The sequence below is a fragment of the Micromonospora sediminimaris genome (assembly GCF_016863575.1).
Classification (GTDB): Bacteria; Actinomycetota; Actinomycetes; order Mycobacteriales; family Micromonosporaceae; genus Micromonospora; species Micromonospora sediminimaris.
Window position 1 is genome coordinate 1 of sequence record NZ_BOPD01000045.1, and the last position, 15,928, is coordinate 15,928.

The 15,928-nt window shown below is 71.8% G+C and carries 14 protein-coding genes; 6 read left to right on the forward strand and 8 right to left on the reverse strand.

Annotated features, from left to right (window positions below):
* Positions 1-31: 31 nt before the first annotated feature.
* Genes hemQ through hemE form a run of 3 tightly spaced genes read right to left on the reverse strand, consistent with a single transcriptional unit; the run spans position 32 to position 3,242 of the window.
* On the reverse strand, positions 32-733 hold the full coding sequence (gene hemQ / locus Vse01_RS26810; protein WP_093410403.1) for a hydrogen peroxide-dependent heme synthase: 702 nt from the start codon (positions 731-733) through the stop codon (positions 32-34).
* A complete protein-coding gene (gene hemG / locus Vse01_RS26815) occupies positions 730-2,139 on the reverse strand; it encodes a protoporphyrinogen oxidase (RefSeq protein ID WP_093410401.1) in 1,410 nt (469 codons plus the stop codon). Before hemG ends, hemQ begins: the two co-directional genes overlap by 4 nt.
* Before the next feature lie 5 nt (positions 2,140-2,144).
* Complete coding sequence (gene hemE / locus Vse01_RS26820) at positions 2,145-3,242, reverse strand: uroporphyrinogen decarboxylase (protein WP_093410399.1); 1,098 nt, start codon at positions 3,240-3,242, stop codon at positions 2,145-2,147.
* Between the two features lie 147 nt (positions 3,243-3,389).
* Between hemE and Vse01_RS26825 the strand changes: the two genes are divergently transcribed.
* The 5 genes from Vse01_RS26825 (at position 3,390) to Vse01_RS26845 (ending at position 10,127) form a co-directional block, all read left to right on the forward strand.
* Positions 3,390-3,962 carry a DUF3000 domain-containing protein gene (locus tag Vse01_RS26825; RefSeq protein WP_093410397.1) on the forward strand — a complete coding sequence of 191 codons (573 nt, stop codon included), beginning with the start codon at positions 3,390-3,392 and terminating at the stop codon, positions 3,960-3,962.
* 161 nt (positions 3,963-4,123) lie between these two features.
* Positions 4,124-5,449 (forward strand): ribonuclease D, encoded by a 1,326-nt coding sequence (locus Vse01_RS26830; protein ID WP_093410395.1) that lies wholly within the window; start codon positions 4,124-4,126, stop codon positions 5,447-5,449.
* 373 nt (positions 5,450-5,822) lie between these two features.
* A complete protein-coding gene (locus tag Vse01_RS26835) occupies positions 5,823-7,016 on the forward strand; it encodes a thiolase family protein (RefSeq protein WP_093410393.1) in 1,194 nt (397 codons plus the stop codon).
* Positions 7,013-9,082, forward strand: a complete 2,070-nt coding sequence (locus tag Vse01_RS26840) for a 3-hydroxyacyl-CoA dehydrogenase NAD-binding domain-containing protein (protein ID WP_093410391.1) — start codon at positions 7,013-7,015, stop codon at positions 9,080-9,082. The genes Vse01_RS26835 and Vse01_RS26840 overlap by 4 nt, the downstream gene beginning before the upstream one ends.
* 136 nt (positions 9,083-9,218) lie before the next feature.
* On the forward strand, positions 9,219-10,127 hold the full coding sequence (locus tag Vse01_RS26845) for a hypothetical protein (RefSeq protein WP_232511446.1): 909 nt from the start codon (positions 9,219-9,221) through the stop codon (positions 10,125-10,127).
* Positions 10,128-10,155: 28 nt separating this feature from the next.
* On the opposite strand, the gene Vse01_RS26850 is transcribed toward Vse01_RS26845, so the two are convergent.
* Complete coding sequence (locus tag Vse01_RS26850; protein ID WP_093410389.1) at positions 10,156-10,587, reverse strand: winged helix-turn-helix transcriptional regulator; 432 nt, start codon at positions 10,585-10,587, stop codon at positions 10,156-10,158.
* Positions 10,588-10,715: 128 nt separating this feature from the next.
* Between Vse01_RS26850 and Vse01_RS26855 the strand changes: the two genes are divergently transcribed.
* Entirely contained in the window at positions 10,716-11,585 is an 870-nt protein-coding gene (locus Vse01_RS26855) for an aldo/keto reductase family oxidoreductase (RefSeq protein ID WP_093410387.1), read from the forward strand.
* Between the two features lie 66 nt (positions 11,586-11,651).
* Here Vse01_RS26855 and Vse01_RS26860 read toward each other — a convergent pair whose 3' ends face one another.
* The 4 genes from Vse01_RS26860 to Vse01_RS26875 all read right to left on the reverse strand — a co-directional run bounded on the left by Vse01_RS26860 (position 11,652) and on the right by Vse01_RS26875 (position 15,858).
* Positions 11,652-12,065, reverse strand: a complete 414-nt coding sequence (locus Vse01_RS26860) for a VOC family protein (RefSeq protein ID WP_093410385.1) — start codon at positions 12,063-12,065, stop codon at positions 11,652-11,654.
* 554 nt (positions 12,066-12,619) lie between these two features.
* Positions 12,620-13,810: a sensor histidine kinase gene (locus tag Vse01_RS26865; protein WP_232511445.1), complete on the reverse strand. Its 1,191-nt coding sequence runs from the start codon at positions 13,808-13,810 to the stop codon at positions 12,620-12,622.
* Positions 13,807-14,475, reverse strand: a complete 669-nt coding sequence (locus Vse01_RS26870; RefSeq protein ID WP_093410381.1) for a response regulator transcription factor — start codon at positions 14,473-14,475, stop codon at positions 13,807-13,809. Before Vse01_RS26870 ends, Vse01_RS26865 begins: the two co-directional genes overlap by 4 nt.
* An 84-nt stretch (positions 14,476-14,559) precedes the next feature.
* Entirely contained in the window at positions 14,560-15,858 is a 1,299-nt protein-coding gene (locus tag Vse01_RS26875; RefSeq protein ID WP_093410379.1) for an outer membrane protein assembly factor BamB family protein, read from the reverse strand.
* Positions 15,859-15,928: the final 70 nt, after the last annotated feature.

Here is a 15,928-nt window from a genome sequence, read left to right on the forward strand (position 1 = left end):
ACGAGCCGGGCGGACGATCCGGCGGGCCGGCTCAGGCGAGGGCGGAGACGATGTCGGCGATCGAGCGGCGGCGGCCGGTGTAGAAGGGGACCTCCTCGCGTACGTGCAACCGGGCGCGAGAGGCCCGCAGGTCACGCATCAGGTCGACGATTCGGTGCAGTTCGTCGGCCTCGAAGGCGAGCATCCACTCGTAGTCGCCGAGCGCGAAGGAGGCAACCGTGTTGGCCCGTACGTCGGGGTAGCCGCGGGCCATCTTGCCGTGCTCGGCCAGCAGTTCCCGCCGCTCGGCGTCGGGCAGCAGGTACCAGTCGTACGAGCGGACGAACGGGTAGACGCAGAGGTAGGCGCGGGCCTCCTCGCCGGCCAGGAACGCCGGGATGTGGCTCTTGTTGAACTCGGCCGGCCGGTGCAACGCCATCTGCGACCAGACCGGAGTCATCGCCCGGCCCAGGGCAGTTCGCCGCAACCGCAGGTACGCGTCCTGGAGCGCGTCGCTTGACGATGAGTGCCACCAGACCATCAGGTCGGCGTCGGCCCGCAGCCCGGACACGTCGTAGGTGCCGCGTACCACCACGTCCTTGCCGGCCAGCTCCTCGATCAGTGACTCGACCTCGCCGGTGACGTTGTCGCGCAGCGACGGCAGCGGCGCGCTGGCCCGGAACACCGACCACATGGTGTAGCGGATGGTGGCGTTGAGTTCCTTCAGGCGGGCCGCGTTGCTCTGCTCGGTCATCTCCCCGGTCCTTCCAGTGCCGTGATGATCTCCTCGGCCGCCGTCTCACCGGAGCGGACGCAGACCGGGATGCCGACCCCGTCGTAGCCGGCGCCGGCCAGCCGCAGCGTCGGATGCGTCGCCCGCAGGGTCGAGCGGGCGGCCACCACCCGGTCGAGGTGACCGGGGGTGTACTGCGGCAGCGCGCCACCCCAGCGCTGCACGTGCCCGGCGACCGGGGCGGGCAGCGGCGTTCCCAGCACCGCCGACACCTCCCGGTGCACGGTGGCCGCGAGGTCCTCGTCGGTGCGCTGGAGCTGCTCCTCGTCGCCGTACCGGCCGACCGAGGCGCGCACCAGGGCCAGCCCGTCCGGCCGGCGCAGGTGCCCCCACTTGGTGGTGAAGAAGGTGGACGCCTTGACCAGCAGTCCTTCGGTGGCGGGCACCAGGAAGCCGGAGAGTTCCGGCAGCACCGGTTCGGGCAGCGCGAGGGTGACGAGCGCGACGCTGGCGTAGTCCAGCCCGCCGATCTCCTTCGCCGCTTGCGGGGCGACGTCGGCGAGCAGACGCGCCGCCGGCCGGGCCGGCACCGCCAGCACCACCGCGTCCACGTCGACGTGCTCGGGGTCGCGGGTGGGGCCGACGGTCAGCCGCCAGCCGACGCCGGTCGGGGTGAGTTCACGCACCGCCGCGTGGCGGCGGATCGTCGCGCCGCTGGCCGTCACCGCCGCGTCGACCAGGCTGCTCAGCCCGCCGTCGAGGGTGCCGAAGACCGGCTCGCCGGGAGCACGGGGCGCGGCGGCCTGCGCCGCGCGTACGGCGGCGACAAGCGTGTGTTCCACCCGGGCGGCCCGGGCCAGCGCCGGCATGGTGGTGACCAGGGACAGGTCGTCGGCGCGGCCCGCGTACACCCCGCCGAGCATCGGGTCGACCAGCCGGTCGACCACCTCGTCACCGAACCTCGACCGGACCAGCGCGCCCACGGAGACGTCGGCCCCGGGGCCGAGCAGCGGCCCACCTCCGTCGCGGTCGGCCTCCGGGGTGGGCCGGGCCACCGCTGACACCTTGTCCAGATCACCGGGTACGCCGACAAGCGTGCCGCCGGGGATCGGGCGCAGTCCGCCGTCGACGGCCAGCGCCGCCTGCCCGACGGTGGGGTGGACGATCCGTCCCGCCAGGCCGAGCCGGCGGATCAGGGCGACGGCGGCGGACTCCCCGCCGGCCGGGTCACGCATCAGGAACGACTCGGCGCCGAACTCGACCGGGCCGCCGGCCAGCTCGCCGGTGCGCAGCTTGCCGCCGAGCGCGCCGGACTGCTCGTACACGGTGATGTCGACCTCGGCGGGGGCGCGGTCGCGTAACCGGACCGCGGCGGCCAGGCCGGCGATGCCGCCGCCGACCACCGCCACCCGCCGCCGCGTCGCCACGACGGTCAGCCCTGGTCGACCGGTCGGACGGACAGCTCGTGCACCAGGGCGACCACCCGGGTCAGCACCTCCGGGTCGGTCTCCGGCAGCACCCCGTGGCCGAGGTTGAACACGTGCCCCGGCGCGGCCCGGCCCTGCTCCAGGATCCGGCGCACCTCGGTCTCCACCACCGGCCACGGTGCCATCAGCAGGGTCGGATCGAGGTTGCCCTGCACGGCCCGCTCCGGTCCGATCCGGCGGGTCGCGACGTCCAGCGGGGTACGCCAGTCGACGCCGACCACGTCGGCACCGGCCTCGCCCATCGCGCCGAGCAGTTCGGCGGTGCCCACCCCGAAGTGGATCCGGGGCACTCCGGTGTCGGCGAGCCCGGACAGCACCTTCGTCGAGTGGGGCAGCACGAAGCGGCGGTAGTCGGCCTCGGAGAGCGCGCCGGCCCACGAGTCGAACAGCTGCACCGCCGACACGCCGGCCTCGATCTGCACCCGCAGGAACGCCAGGGTCACCTCGGCCAGCCGGCCGGCGAGGGCGTGCCACAGCTCGGGCTCGCCGTACATGAGCGCCTTGGTCTTGGCGTGGGTACGCGACGGGCCGCCCTCCACCAGGTAACTGGCAAGCGTGAACGGGGCACCGGCGAAGCCGATCAGCGGGGTGTCGCCCAACTCCTTGACCAGCAGCCGGACCGCCTCGTCGACGTAGTCGACGTCATCGCGGCCGATCGGCCGGATCCGTTCGACGTCGGCGGCGGTACGCACCGGCTCTGCCACGACCGGCCCGGTGCCGGGCACGATGTCCAGGTCGACCCCGGCGGCAGCCACCGGCACCACGATGTCGCTGAACAGGATCGCCGCGTCCACCCCGTGCCGGCGTACCGGCTGAAGGGTGATCTCGGTGACCAGGTCCGGGCGCCGGCACGATTCCAGCATCGCCACGTTGGCCCGGATCTCGCGGTACTCCGGCAACGAGCGGCCCGCCTGGCGCATGAACCAGACCGGGGTGTGCGGGACGGGCCGGCGGCGGCACGCCCGCACGAAGGGCGAATCGGCGGGCCCGCCGGGGCGGGGTTCATCGTCTCGGGCGGCGGTGCCCGTGGTGTCGGTGGTCATCGCGGCAATCGTGCCACGCGGCCGATCGCCGTCCCGCGCCCACCGCCACCTTTGTGACGTAGCGCGGTAACGGGCGGCGTGGTACGCGCCGGGTGATCGTCGGCGCGCCTCGCGGGCGGGAAACGGGCGGCGGAATAGGCTGCGGGCATGGGCCCCCCGATCGCGCTTCCCGACACGTTCGCTCGCGCGGTCGCGGGGCTCCGGTCGGCGACGCCCCGGCCGGAGATCCTGCTGGAAGAAGTGGGGGCGCCGCAACGGCTGGCCCCGTACTCCTTCGCGCTCTCGGCGTCGGTGCTGCGCGACGGTGACGAGGTGGCCAGCGGGCGGCTGATCCTGCTGCACGACCCGGCCGGGCACGAGGCGTGGCAGGGCACCCTGCGGCTGGTCACCTACGTGACCGCCGAGTTGGAGGTCGATCTGGCCGCCGATCCGCTGCTGCCCGGGGTGGGGTGGACCTGGCTCACCGACGCCCTCGACGCCCAGGACGCGGGGTACCGGGCCATCGGCGGGACGATCACGCAGACAATGTCGACCCGGTTCGGTGAGCTGGCCGGCCCACCCGCGGCCGGCGACGTGGAGATCCGCGCCTCCTGGACACCGACCGGCGGCGACCTCGCCGCGCACCTGGACGCCTGGTGCACCCTGCTCGCCTCCACCGCCGGCCTGCCGCCGCCCGGCGTCACCGCCCTGCCGGAGCGCCGCCCGGCCGCCACCGGCTGAGCCCGTCCGACTCCGGTGGCGCCGCCACCGCTCCGATCCCGGTGCTTCCCGCCGCACTGTGCCCGGCCGCCACGGGCCCCGTCTCCCGGCCGCACGGCATCGGCCGACACGCGGCGGGGCGGGTGGCGGCACTCGATCCACTCGCGCACTAGGGTTGTCAGGTGACCGACGAACCACCCCTGAGCCGTCGGGCCGCCGCAAGCCGTACGGGAAACGACACGCAGCACCCGCCATCGGCGAGGTCGGAGCCCTCGGACGCGGGGTCCGAGCCCACCGGCGGCCAGTCCGTGCCGCTGACCGCACCCCGCGAGGGCACCCCCGAGCCCGTCGCCGCCCCGGAGCAGCTCGCCGAGGTCGTGGCGCGGTTCGCCAGCGGTGCCGGGCCAGTGGCCCTGGACGCCGAACGTGCCTCCGGCTACCGGTACAGCCAACGCGCCTACCTCGTGCAGCTGCGTCGCGCCGGTGCCGGCACCGTACTGATCGACCCACTGCCGCTGCCCGACCTCAGCGCCCTGGACGCCGTTATCGCCGAAACGGAGTGGGTGCTGCACGCGGCGAACCAGGATCTGCCCTGCCTGGCGGAGCTGGGGCTGCGGCCACGCCGGTTGTTCGACACCGAGTTGGCGGCGCGGCTGGCCGGCTTCGAGCGGGTGGGGCTCGCCGCGCTCACCGAGCAGCTACTCGGATTCAGCCTGGAGAAGCACCACTCCGCAGCGGACTGGTCGAGCCGGCCACTGCCCGAGTCCTGGCTGACCTATGCCGCCCTGGACGTCGAGCTGCTGACCGACCTGCGCGACGCACTCGACGCGGAGTTGGCCCGGCAGGGCAAATCCGAGTGGGCGGCGGAGGAGTTCGCCGCGCTCGTGCTGAACGGCAGCCGACCGCCCCGGGTCCGCGCCGAACCGTGGCGACGCACCTCCGGGATCCACCGGGTCCGGGGCGCGCGGGCACAGGCCCGGGTCCGGTCCCTGTGGTACGCCCGGGACCAGATCGCCGCCCGGCGGGACACGGCGCCGGGCCGCGTACTGCCCGACTCGGCCATCGTCGCGGCGGCGGAGCTGGACCCGAGGGACGAGAAGACACTGCTCACGCTGCCCGGCTTCGGTGGTCGCTCGGTGCGGCGGTTGGCACGTACCTGGCTGGCGGCGCTCGACGACGCCCGGCAGTTGCCGGACGACGCCCTGCCGGTGACGCCGACGGTGGAAGGGCCACCTCCGCCGCATCGCTGGGCGGAACGGGATCCGGCTGCCGCCGCCCGGTTGAGCCGCTGCCGTGAGGTGGTGTTGCGGGTGGCCGGCGAGCACAACCTGCCCCCGGAGAACCTGATCTCGCCCGACACCATCCGTCGGGTCGCCTGGCAGCCGCCCGAGGAGATCACCGAAGCCACCGTCGCCGAGGCCCTGCGCGCCCACCACGCCCGCGAATGGCAGATCACCCTCCTCCTCCCCGACCTCGCCCAAGCCCTACCCCCCACCCCCACCCCCTGACCCCCACCCACCCCCGCGCCCACCCGCCCCGCCCCGCCCCCACCCCCACCCCCGCGCCCACCCGCCCCGCCCCGCCCCGGTGATCAAGAAGTTTGGGTCGGCGACACGCCGGGCGGCTGACGCAAACTTCTTGATCACCGCAGGGCGCGCGGGCGCAGGGCGCGCGGGCGTGGGCGTGGGCGTGGGCGTGGGCGGGGTGGGGTGGGGTGGGGTGGGGTGGGGTGGGGTGTGGGGTGGGTTACAGGGGGAGGTGGCGCGGGGCTTATTACTGGCGAGTAGCATCGGGGAAACGCCAGTGCTGGCGACCTTCGTCCGGTCCGTCACGTCGGTTACCGCGCGGACGACCGGATCGTGGTCGAATAGGAGGCTCATCGTGCCCCGTGAAGTCCGGGATGTCGTCTTCGTCGACGGCGTCCGCACCCCCTTCGGCAAGGCGGGTGGCATGTACGCCAACACCCGCGCCGACGACCTGGTGATCCGCTGCATCCGCGAACTGCTGCGCCGTAACCCCCAACTGCCGCCGGAGCGGGTCGAGGAAGTCGCGATCGCCGCCACCACCCAGATCGGCGACCAGGGCCTGACCATCGGTCGCACCGCCGCGCTGCTGGCGGGGCTGCCCAAGACCGTGCCGGGTTTCGCCATCGACCGGATGTGTGCCGGGGCGATGACCGCCGTGACCACCGTCGCCGGCGGCATCGCCATGGGCGCCTACGACATCGCGATCGCCGGCGGTGTCGAGCACATGGGCCGCCACCCGATGGGTGAGGGCGTCGACCCGAACCCGCGCATCATCGCCGAGAAGCTGGTCGACCCGTCCGCGCTGGTGATGGGCGCCACCGCGGAGAACCTGCACGACCGGGTCCCGCACATCACCAAGCAGCGCACCGACGCCTTCGCCCTCGCCTCCCAGCAGAAGACCGCGAAGGCGTACGCCAACGGCAAGCTCCAGGACGACCTGGTGCCGGTGGCGATCCGCGACGAGGAGAACGGCTGGGGCCTGGCCACTGTGGACGAGGCGCCCCGGGACACCTCGATGGAGAAGCTCGCCACCCTCAAGACCCCGTTCCGCCCGCACGGCAAGGTCACCGCGGGCAACGCCGCCGGTCTCAACGACGGCGCCACCGCCAGCCTGCTCGCCGACGAGGCCACCGCCCGCGAGCTGGGCCTGCCGGTCGCGATGCGGCTGGTGTCGTACGGCTTCGTCGGCGTCGAGCCGGAGGTGATGGGTGTCGGCCCGATCCCGTCGACCGAGAAGGCGCTGCGCATCGCCGGTCTGACCATCGACGACATCGGCCTGTTCGAGCTGAACGAGGCGTTCGCCGTGCAGGTGCTGGCCTTCCTCGACCACTTCGGCATCGCCGACGACGACCCGCGGGTCAACCCGTGGGGCGGCGCGATCGCCATCGGTCACCCGCTGGCGTCCTCCGGCGTACGGCTGATGACCCAGCTCGCCCGGCAGTTCGCCGAGCACCCGGAGGTCCGCTACGGCATCACCGCCATGTGCATCGGCATCGGCATGGGCGGCACGGTCATCTGGGAGAACCCGCACTGGGAGGGAGACAAGTGAGCGCGCTCGCCGCACCGAACGAGGTCGTCACCAGGGCGCTGCTGCGGCAGGTGAACGTACCGGGGCTGGACCGGCCGGCCGCCCTGATCACCCTCGACAACGGATTCGACCACACCAAGCCGAACACCTTCGGCCCCGGCGGCCTGACCAGCCTGGACGAGGCGATCAGCGCCGCGCTGGCGGCCGACCCGGCGTTCATCGCGGTCACCGGAAAGCCGTACATCTTCTGCGTCGGCGCGGACATCACGGGTTTGCCGCAGCTCGCGGACCGCGAGCAGGCGCTGGAGATCGGCCGGCTGGGTCACCGGGTCTTCGCCCGGCTGAAGGACAGCTCCGTACCGACCTTCGCCTTCGTCAACGGCGCGGCGATGGGCGGCGGCCTTGAGCTGGCCCTGCACTGCCACTACCGGACCCTGTCCGGCGGCGCGACGGCCCTGGCGCTGCCGGAGGTCTCGCTCGGACTGATCCCGGGCTGGGGCGGTACCCAACTGCTGCCGAACCTGATCGGCATCCCCGCCGCCACTCAGGTGATCATCCAGAATCCGCTGATGCAGAACAAGATGCTCAAGCCGAAGCAGGCCGCCGAGCTGGGCATCGCGGACGTGCTGCTGGAGCCGGCAGACTTCCTGGAGCGGTCCCTGGAGTGGGCCGCGGGGGTCGTCCGGGGCGAGGTCACCGTCACCCGGCCCGAGGTCGACAAGGACATGTGGGCCGGCGTGCTCTACTTCGCCCGGCAGACGCTGGACCAGCGGTTGCACGGCGCGGTCCCGGCCGCGTACAAGGCACTCGACCTGCTGGAGACGGCGAAGGACGCCGACTTCGCCGCCGGCACCGCCGCGGAGGACGAGGCCCTCGCCGACCTGGTCTTCTCCGAGGAACTGCGCAGCGGCCTGTACGCCTTCGACCTGGTGCAGCGACGGGCCAAGCGGCCGGCCGGCGCGCCGGACAAGGGCCTCGCCCGTCCGGTTACCAAGGTCGGCATCGTCGGCGCCGGCCTGATGGCCAGCCAGTTGGCGCTGCTGTTCGCCCGCCGCCTCCAGGTGCCGGTCGTCCTGACCGACCTGGACCAGGCCCGGGTCGACAAGGGTGTGGGCTACGTGCACACCCAGATCGAGAAGGCGGTAAGCAAGGGCCGGATGGACAAGGGCACGGCCGCGAAGCTGTACGGCCTGGTGTCCGGCTCGGTCGACAAGTCCGTCTTCGCCGACGCCGACTTCGTCATCGAGGCGGTCTTCGAGGACCTGAACGTCAAGAAGCAGGTCTGGGCCGAACTGGAGAAGATCGTCAAGCCGGAGGCGGTGCTCGCCACAAACACCTCGTCGTTGTCGATCACTGAAATGGCTGCGGAGCTGGAGCACCCGGAACGGGTGGTCGGCTTCCACTTCTTCAACCCGGTCGCGGTGCTGCCGCTGCTGGAGATCGTCCGGGGCGAGCGGACCGACGACGCCACCCTGGCCACCGCGTTCGCGGTCGGCAAGCAGCTGAAGAAGTCGAGTGTGCTGGTGAAGGATGCCCCGGCATTCGTGGTCAACCGGCTGCTCACCCGTTTCCTGGGCACCGTGTTCGCCGCCGTCGACGCCGGCACCCCGCTGGAGGTGGCGAACCGGGCACTGGATCCGCTGGGTCTGCCGATGCGCCCGCTCGCGCTGCTCCAGCTGGTCGGGCCGGCCGTCGCGTACCACGTGGGCGGCACCCTGCACGCGGCGTTCCCGGACCGGTTCGGGGTGAGTGAGAACCTCAAGCGGATCGCCGACTCCGGTCAGCCGATCGTCGTCGACGACGAGATCAACACCGAGGTGGCGAAGCTGCTGGTGGTCGGCGACCAGCCACTCACCGAGGAGCAGGTACGCCAGAACGCGCTGGACGCGCTGGCGCAGGAGATCCGGCTGATGCTGGACGAGGGCGTCGTCGCCGAGGCGCAGGACATCGACCTGTGCATGATCCTTGGTGCCGGTTGGCCGTTCCACCTGGGTGGCGTCACGCCGTACCTGGACCGGACCGGCACCAGCGAGCGGGTCACCGGTAAGCGATTCCTGCCACGCGGCGCGGCCAGCCTGGCCGGCTGAGCGGCGACGAACGACACCGGTCGCGGTGGTCACCCGACGAGGGTGGCCACCGCGAATCGCTTTCTCGTGGTGCTGCGGGTGCGGATGAACCACCTGGCTACGATGACCGGTCCACCCGAACCCAGGAGCTGACCGCATGTCCCACCCCTCGGATGAGCACCAGAACCCGCCGCCCGCCGGTCCGTACCCGCCCCAGGGCACGTACCCGAACCCGGTCCCGGGGCCGTACCCTCAGCCGGGCCAGGTGCCGTACCCGTCGGCCGGTGCCCAACCGCTGCCGCCGCAGCAACCCGGCCAACCGGCACCCGGCGCCTACCCGCCACCCGGCGCCTACCCACCACCCGGCCAGCCGTACCCAACCGGTTCAGGTTTCCCCGGCCCGGGGCCGGCCGGTCCAGGATTCGCTGCTCCGGGGCTCGCCGATGCAGGGCCGGTTGGTGCAGGGCCGGTCGGTCCGCCGAAGAAGAAGTTCCGGATCTGGATGATCGTGCTGATCGTCCTCGCGGTCCTGCTGGTGCTCTGCGGCGGTGGCGGCACTGCCGTCTGGTTCGCGGTCAAGGACGACGTCAGCGAGGCCGTGGACGCGACCCGGACCCGGATGGTGGCCCCGGCCACCCTGGCCGGGCGACCCAAGAACACGGACCCGGAGTTGCAGCAGGCGGCCGACGACATGGTTCGCGACATCCGCTCGACGGTGAGCAACGAGACCAGCGCGGTGGGCGCCTTCTACGGTGACCCGGCCGGCGAGGACCTCGTCATGATCGCAGGCGCGTCCGGCCTGATGTCCGACCCGAAGCAGGAACTCGACGCGGCGGTCCAGGGCCTCTCCGCCGACCTGGGCCTCAGCAACATGACCTCGGTCGATCCAGGTCCGCTCGGCGGCGAGGCCAGCTGCGGCGACGGCCTGACCGAGGACGTGCCGCTGGGCGTGTGCACCTGGGCCGACCGGGGCAGCGTGGGTCTGATCGTGATGTTCTTCTCGTCCCGTGCCGACGCCCAGGCCGAGTTCGTGACAATTCGCGGTCAGATCCAGCAGCGCGATTGATCATGGCTGGGCGGCGGACACGATCGCGTCATGAGGTGGCTGCGTCGTAGTCGTCGCGGTGCGCGAGAACCTCGCCCATGTGGGCCTGAGCCCAGTACCTGATCTCCCGTGCGGTGCGGTGGAGCGAGAGACCGAGGTCGGTCAGCTCGTAGGTGACGGTGACCGGGACGGTGGGCGTCACGGTACGGGTGAGCAGTCCGTCACGCTCCAGCGAACGCAGGGTCTGGGTCAGCATCTTCTGACTGACTCCGGCCAGCAGGCGGGCAAGCTCGGAGTAGCGCATCGCTCTCGGCGCACCCGGACCCTGCGGAGCCGCGTCACCGCCCAACGCGCACAGGATCAGCACGACCCACTTGTCCGAGATCCGGTCGAGCAACTGGCGGCTGGGGCAGGCTGCGAGGAACGCGTTGTATTCCGCTTTGGCCTGCGCCTGCCGCTGGGCTGCCCTCATCGTGGTCACTTACCGTCCCTCTCGCCGCTGGGGCGTTACGCACCTTGAAGTGCCTACTTCCCGATGGAAAGTGGCTCTCCAAGAATTATGCAGGCAAGCGAAACGCGCCCTCTCTCACCAGCGACGGAAGCGACACGATGAGCACTCCTCTTTCTCTTCCCGGCGGCACCTGGCCACTCGGCGATCGGACCGTCACCCGTTTCGGGTACGGAGCCATGCAACTCGCCGGCCCTTGGGTGATGGGGCCACCCGCCGACCGCGACGGCGCCCTGGCCGTGCTGCGCGAAGCCGTCGACTGGGGAATCACCCACATCGACACTAGCGACGCCTACGGGCCACACGTCACCAACGAGCTGATCCGCGAAGCACTGCACCCCTATCCCGAGTCGCTGCTCATCGCCACCAAGGTGGGGGCGAACCGCGACGCACAGGGCGGCTGGCCGACGGCCCGTCGACCCGAGGAGCTGCGCAGGCAGGTCCACGAGAACCTGCGCTCCCTCGGGGTCGACACCCTCGATCTGGTCAACATGCGGATGGGCGACGCGGAAGGTCCCCAGCCCGGCTCGATCACCGAGGCGTTCGAGACGCTCGCCGCGCTCCAGCAGGAGGGCCTGATCCGTCACCTCGGCGTCAGCAACGTCACCGCGGAGCAGGTCGCCGAGGCCCGGGTGGTCGCCCCAGTGGTGTGCGTGCAGAATCTGTACAACCTCGCCCACCGCCACGACGACGACCTCGTCGAGCAACTCGCCGCCGATGGCATCGCCTACGTGCCGTTCTTCCCGCTCGGTGGCTTCTCGCCGGTGCAGTCCGAGGCGCTCTCGGCCGTCGCCGCCCGGTTGGGCTCGACACCGATGTCCGTCGCGCTCGCCTGGCTGTTGCAGCGCTCACCGAACATCCTGCTGATTCCCGGTACCTCGAAGGTGGCGCACCTGCGCGAGAACGTCGTCGGGGCGGGGCTCTCGCTGTCCGCCGAGGACGTCGCCGCGTTGGACGGCATCGGCAGCTGATCGGTAGGCAGGACTGACATCGGAGCGGCGGCACCCCGCCGCTCCGATGTCGCGGCGTCGCTCCGCTCAGCCGTCCGTCACAGAGCCCTCCGCCGCCTGCCGGGCCGCCGCCTTCTCGGCGGCGCTACGAAGTACGCAGAACTCGTTGCCCTCCGGATCGGCGAGCACCACCCAACCGGCGCCGGTCGGCCCGATGTGATCGGCGACGTGCCGGGCCCCGATGCCCAGCAGCCGCTCGACCTCCTCGTCCCGGGTCCGGTCGGTCGGTTCCAGGTCGAGGTGCAGCCGGTTCTTCACCGTCTTGCCCTCCGGTACCGCCAGGAAGAGCACCTCCGGACCACCCGGCGGCAGCAGCATGGCCTCCGGATCGCCCGGGAAGTCGTCCGGCTGGCGGGGGCACTCGAAGACCTGGGCCCAGAAACCGGCCAGGGCGTACGTGTCGTGACAGTCGATTCCGATGTTGTGGATCCGTGCGCTCATGTCTCGTCCTCGTGGTCCAGCCACCGGCGTCGCAGCCCTGTCGGCTAGCGGCCGACGGACGTCGGGGCAGTCAGAACTGGCGTGTCTGGTCCGCTGAGTTGCGGGACGACGATCCCGCTACCGGTGCCCCGCGAGGATGAGCGGTCAGCCGGCAAGGCGGGGCGCGGACAGCATCATGGTGAACATCGACGCACCCCCCTCCTTGATCGGGCTGACCCAGTGATCTTCGCACCGCCACGCCTCATGGAGCAACCCGCACACCCCGGACATTACCTTCCGTGTCTCTCCCGCCCACCCCATGCGGTGCTGCTCCCACCCTTTGCTCTGCTTCAACCGACGCAACGATCACGATCTGTGTTCGGAGTCGGCTGATGGCTGAATCTCGGCACCGCATTACCGCTGTTCAGAGACGAGTGCGTGGGTTGAAGCAGAGCAAAGTGCGCGGAGGGGTGGTGCGGACCCTGGAGAGATGGTCACCCAGCGTAAGGAACACGGAGAGTCAGACCCGATGGGCTACGGTACGTCCATCTCCGACACCGGTTGAGGTGTCGAGGTCAGCGGGCGGCTTCCGCCGCCGGCAGGCTCACCGTCACCTCCAGGCCGCCGCCGGGCTGCGCGACGGCGGTCACCGTGCCGCAGTGCGCGTCGCAGACCGCGCGCACGATGGACAGGCCGAGGCCCGACCCGCGTGCCCCGGTCCGTTCCCGGCCGCCCCGCCGGAAGGGCTCGAACAGCCCCGGCACATCGGCCGGGTCCACCTCGAAGCCGGTGTTGCCGACCACCAGCCAGGATCGCTGCCCGTCCGAGCCGGTACGCACCCAGAGCCGGCCATGCAGGTGGTTGTAGCGGACCGCGTTCTCGATGAGGTTGCCGGCCAGCCGGTCCAGCAGCCCGGGGTCACCCACCACCGGTGCCGGCTCCAGCGACGTCTGGACCGCCAGCTTGATCCGCTCCACCTCCCGGCGTACGGCGGAGAGGGCGTTGACGGTGCCGGCGGCCAGGTCGCACTCGCTGCGCCGGCCGAGCCGTTGACCGGTCTGCGCCTCGCTGCGGGCCAGCACCAGCAGCGCGTCGACCAGCCCGTTGGCGCGTTCGGAGGCGTCGCGGACCACTGTCGCCATCCGGCGGTACTCGGCCGTGTCCGCCTCGTCGTCGCTGAGCGTCACGTCGATCTCGGTACGCATCACCGCCAGCGGCGTACGCAGTTCGTGCGAGGCGTTGGCCACGAACCGCTTCTGCGCCTCGAACGCGGCGGCGATCCGGTCCAGCATGGCGTCGAACGTGTCAGCCAGCTCGGCCACCTCGTCGTCCGCCCCGGAGTAGCCGATCCGCTGGTCAAGCGTGGTTTCGCCGAGCCGGCGGGCGGTGGCGGTGACCTGGTGTAGCGGGCGCAGCGCACGCCCGGCGACCGCGTACGCCCCGACCACGCCGACCACGCCGATCGCCAGCAGCGCGGCCAGCCCCTTGGCCAGCAGTTCCCCGGAGGCCGCGTCGACGAGCCGCTGTTGCCATGCGGCGGCCTCCAGCGTGCTCCCGTCGGCAAGCACCACGGTGGTGCCGGGCAGCAGCTCGTCGGTGGGGCGCAACGCGTCCTGCACCAGCAGCCAGGCCAACAGCACCAGGATCGCGCCGGCACCGACCAGCAGCACGCCGTTGAGCAGGGTCAGCCGCAGCCGCAGCGTGGGACGTAGCCGCAGGGCGGGCCGCCGCAGCGCGGGCAGCCGGCGGCGCGCCGTGCCCGTCACTGCACCACCTCGGCCGTCCGGTAGCCGGCCCCGACCACGGTCTCGATCAACGGTGGATCACCAAGCTTGCGACGCAGCGTCATCACGGTGACCCGGACGATTGTGGTGAAGGGGTCGGTGTTTGCGTCCCAGACGCGTTCCAGCAGTTCCTCGCTGGAGACCACGGCACCCCGGGCCTTGAGCAGTTCGCAGAGCACACCGAATTCCTTGTTGGTCAGCTCCACCGGCACACCGCCCCGGGTGGCGGTACGGCGGGCCGGGTCGACCACCAGGTCGGCGATTTCCAGCACCGGCGGGGCCGCCGGGGTCGCCCGTCGGCCCAGCGCCTGCACCCGGGCGACCAGTTCGTCGAAGGCGAACGGCTTCGGCAGGTAGTCGTCGGCACCGAGTTGCAACCCCTCGACCCGGTCGGCGACCGTGCCGCTGGCGGTCAACATCAGCACCCGGGTCAGTTCGCCGGACGCGGCCAACTCCGCGCAGATCTGGTCGCCGTGCCGGCCGGGCAGGTCACGGTCGAGCACCACCACGTCGTACCGGGTCACGAAGGCCATCTCGTGGCCGCTGTCGCCGTCGTACGCGACATCCACCGCCATGCCCCGTTTGCGCAGCCCTCGCGCGATCGCGTCGGCGAGGTTGCGCTCGTCCTCGACCACCAGTACCCGCATGCCCGCCCCTTTTCCGCCCGCCGACCACCGACAACGTAACGCCGCCGACCAAGCCGCCCGTGACGGGTGCCGCCCTGACCGGAGTCAGTCGGGCAGTTGCCAGATGCCGTAGCCACCATCGAGCAGACGGCAGCCGACGAGGTCGTACCGGCTCTGGCAGTCACCGCCGGCACCGGGCAGCACATCGAGCCGGCGGGCCGGCGCCCCCGTGGGATCGAGCCGGGCCAGCACCAGCCCCACCTCGGCCACCGCACGCACCACGAGCACCTGCGGGGCGTACTCGTAGCGAGAGACCATGCTCCACGACCCGTGCTCGGCCAGCCTCTTACCGGTGCCCAGGGCGATCGTGACAATCTCGTTGGTGGTGTGGGCCACCGCGAGGACGTTGCGATCATCGGCCAGCACGATGTCGAGGATTTCCTTGCTGTCCCAGCGCAGCGCCCCGGTTGCTGGATCGAGGACCTGAAACCCGCCGCCGGCCAGCCCGGCGCAGAGCAGTGGCCCGCAGCCGGTGACGTAGGTCGCCGTCGGCACGGTCGCCTGCCAGCGCTGTGCCAGATCATCGACATCGAGCGCGGTGATGGTGCGGGAATTGCGCACCACCGTCACGAGATCGCCGGTCACCCACGCCTGCTGGTAGCTGCTCGAATGGTCGGCAGGCGGGGGAAGGCGGTGCCGTACCGCACCGGTCATCGGGTCGATCACCTGGACCTCGCCGTCGACCGTCGCCACCACGATGCTGTCGAGCGTTCCGTCTTCCCGCTGCCAGTGGTCGACACTGGCCGCCGACAAGGTCATGGACCACAGTTCGTGGGCGGTCGCCAGCTCGATCATCCGTAGTACGTTCGGCTCGCTGTCGCTGAAGGTGCGCAACAGCGCCCGGTCGGCCATCTCCATGATGGCGATCCCGGGCACCCGCCAATTCTCCGCGCCGGTGTGCGCGTCCAATCGCACCGTCTGGCTGCTGCCGGTGTCCTGGCGAGCCATGGCGACCAGCAGCCCGGCGTCGGCGACCGGCTGCACCCGGTAGACCCGGTTGCCCAGCGGCACGGGTACCCGCCACAACGGCGTCAACCGCTGCGGTGCGGCGGTGGGACGGTCGGGCCGTGGATAGGCGAGCAGTTCCTGGCTACCGTCGGTGACCCCGGGCGTCGGGGAGACCGTGAAGACCTGATCGGCTGCGATGAACAGGTCGCTGCCGAGGGCGGCGGGAACGATCGCGTGGATCCGCCCGGCCGGCGGTGTGCCGCCCGCCAAGGTCAGCAGCGCGATCAGTGCCACCACCACGACCGCCACCCGGCGGCCACCCGGCCCGGGGCGGCGGCGCTGTGCCGGCGGCGGATCGGTCAGCTCGGTCAGCTCACCGAGGTCGATCAACGTCACGCTCGTCCTCCCCTGACACACACCCTACGCGCGGCGGGCGGGCGGGGTTCCGCCTGTACGATGGCCCGTC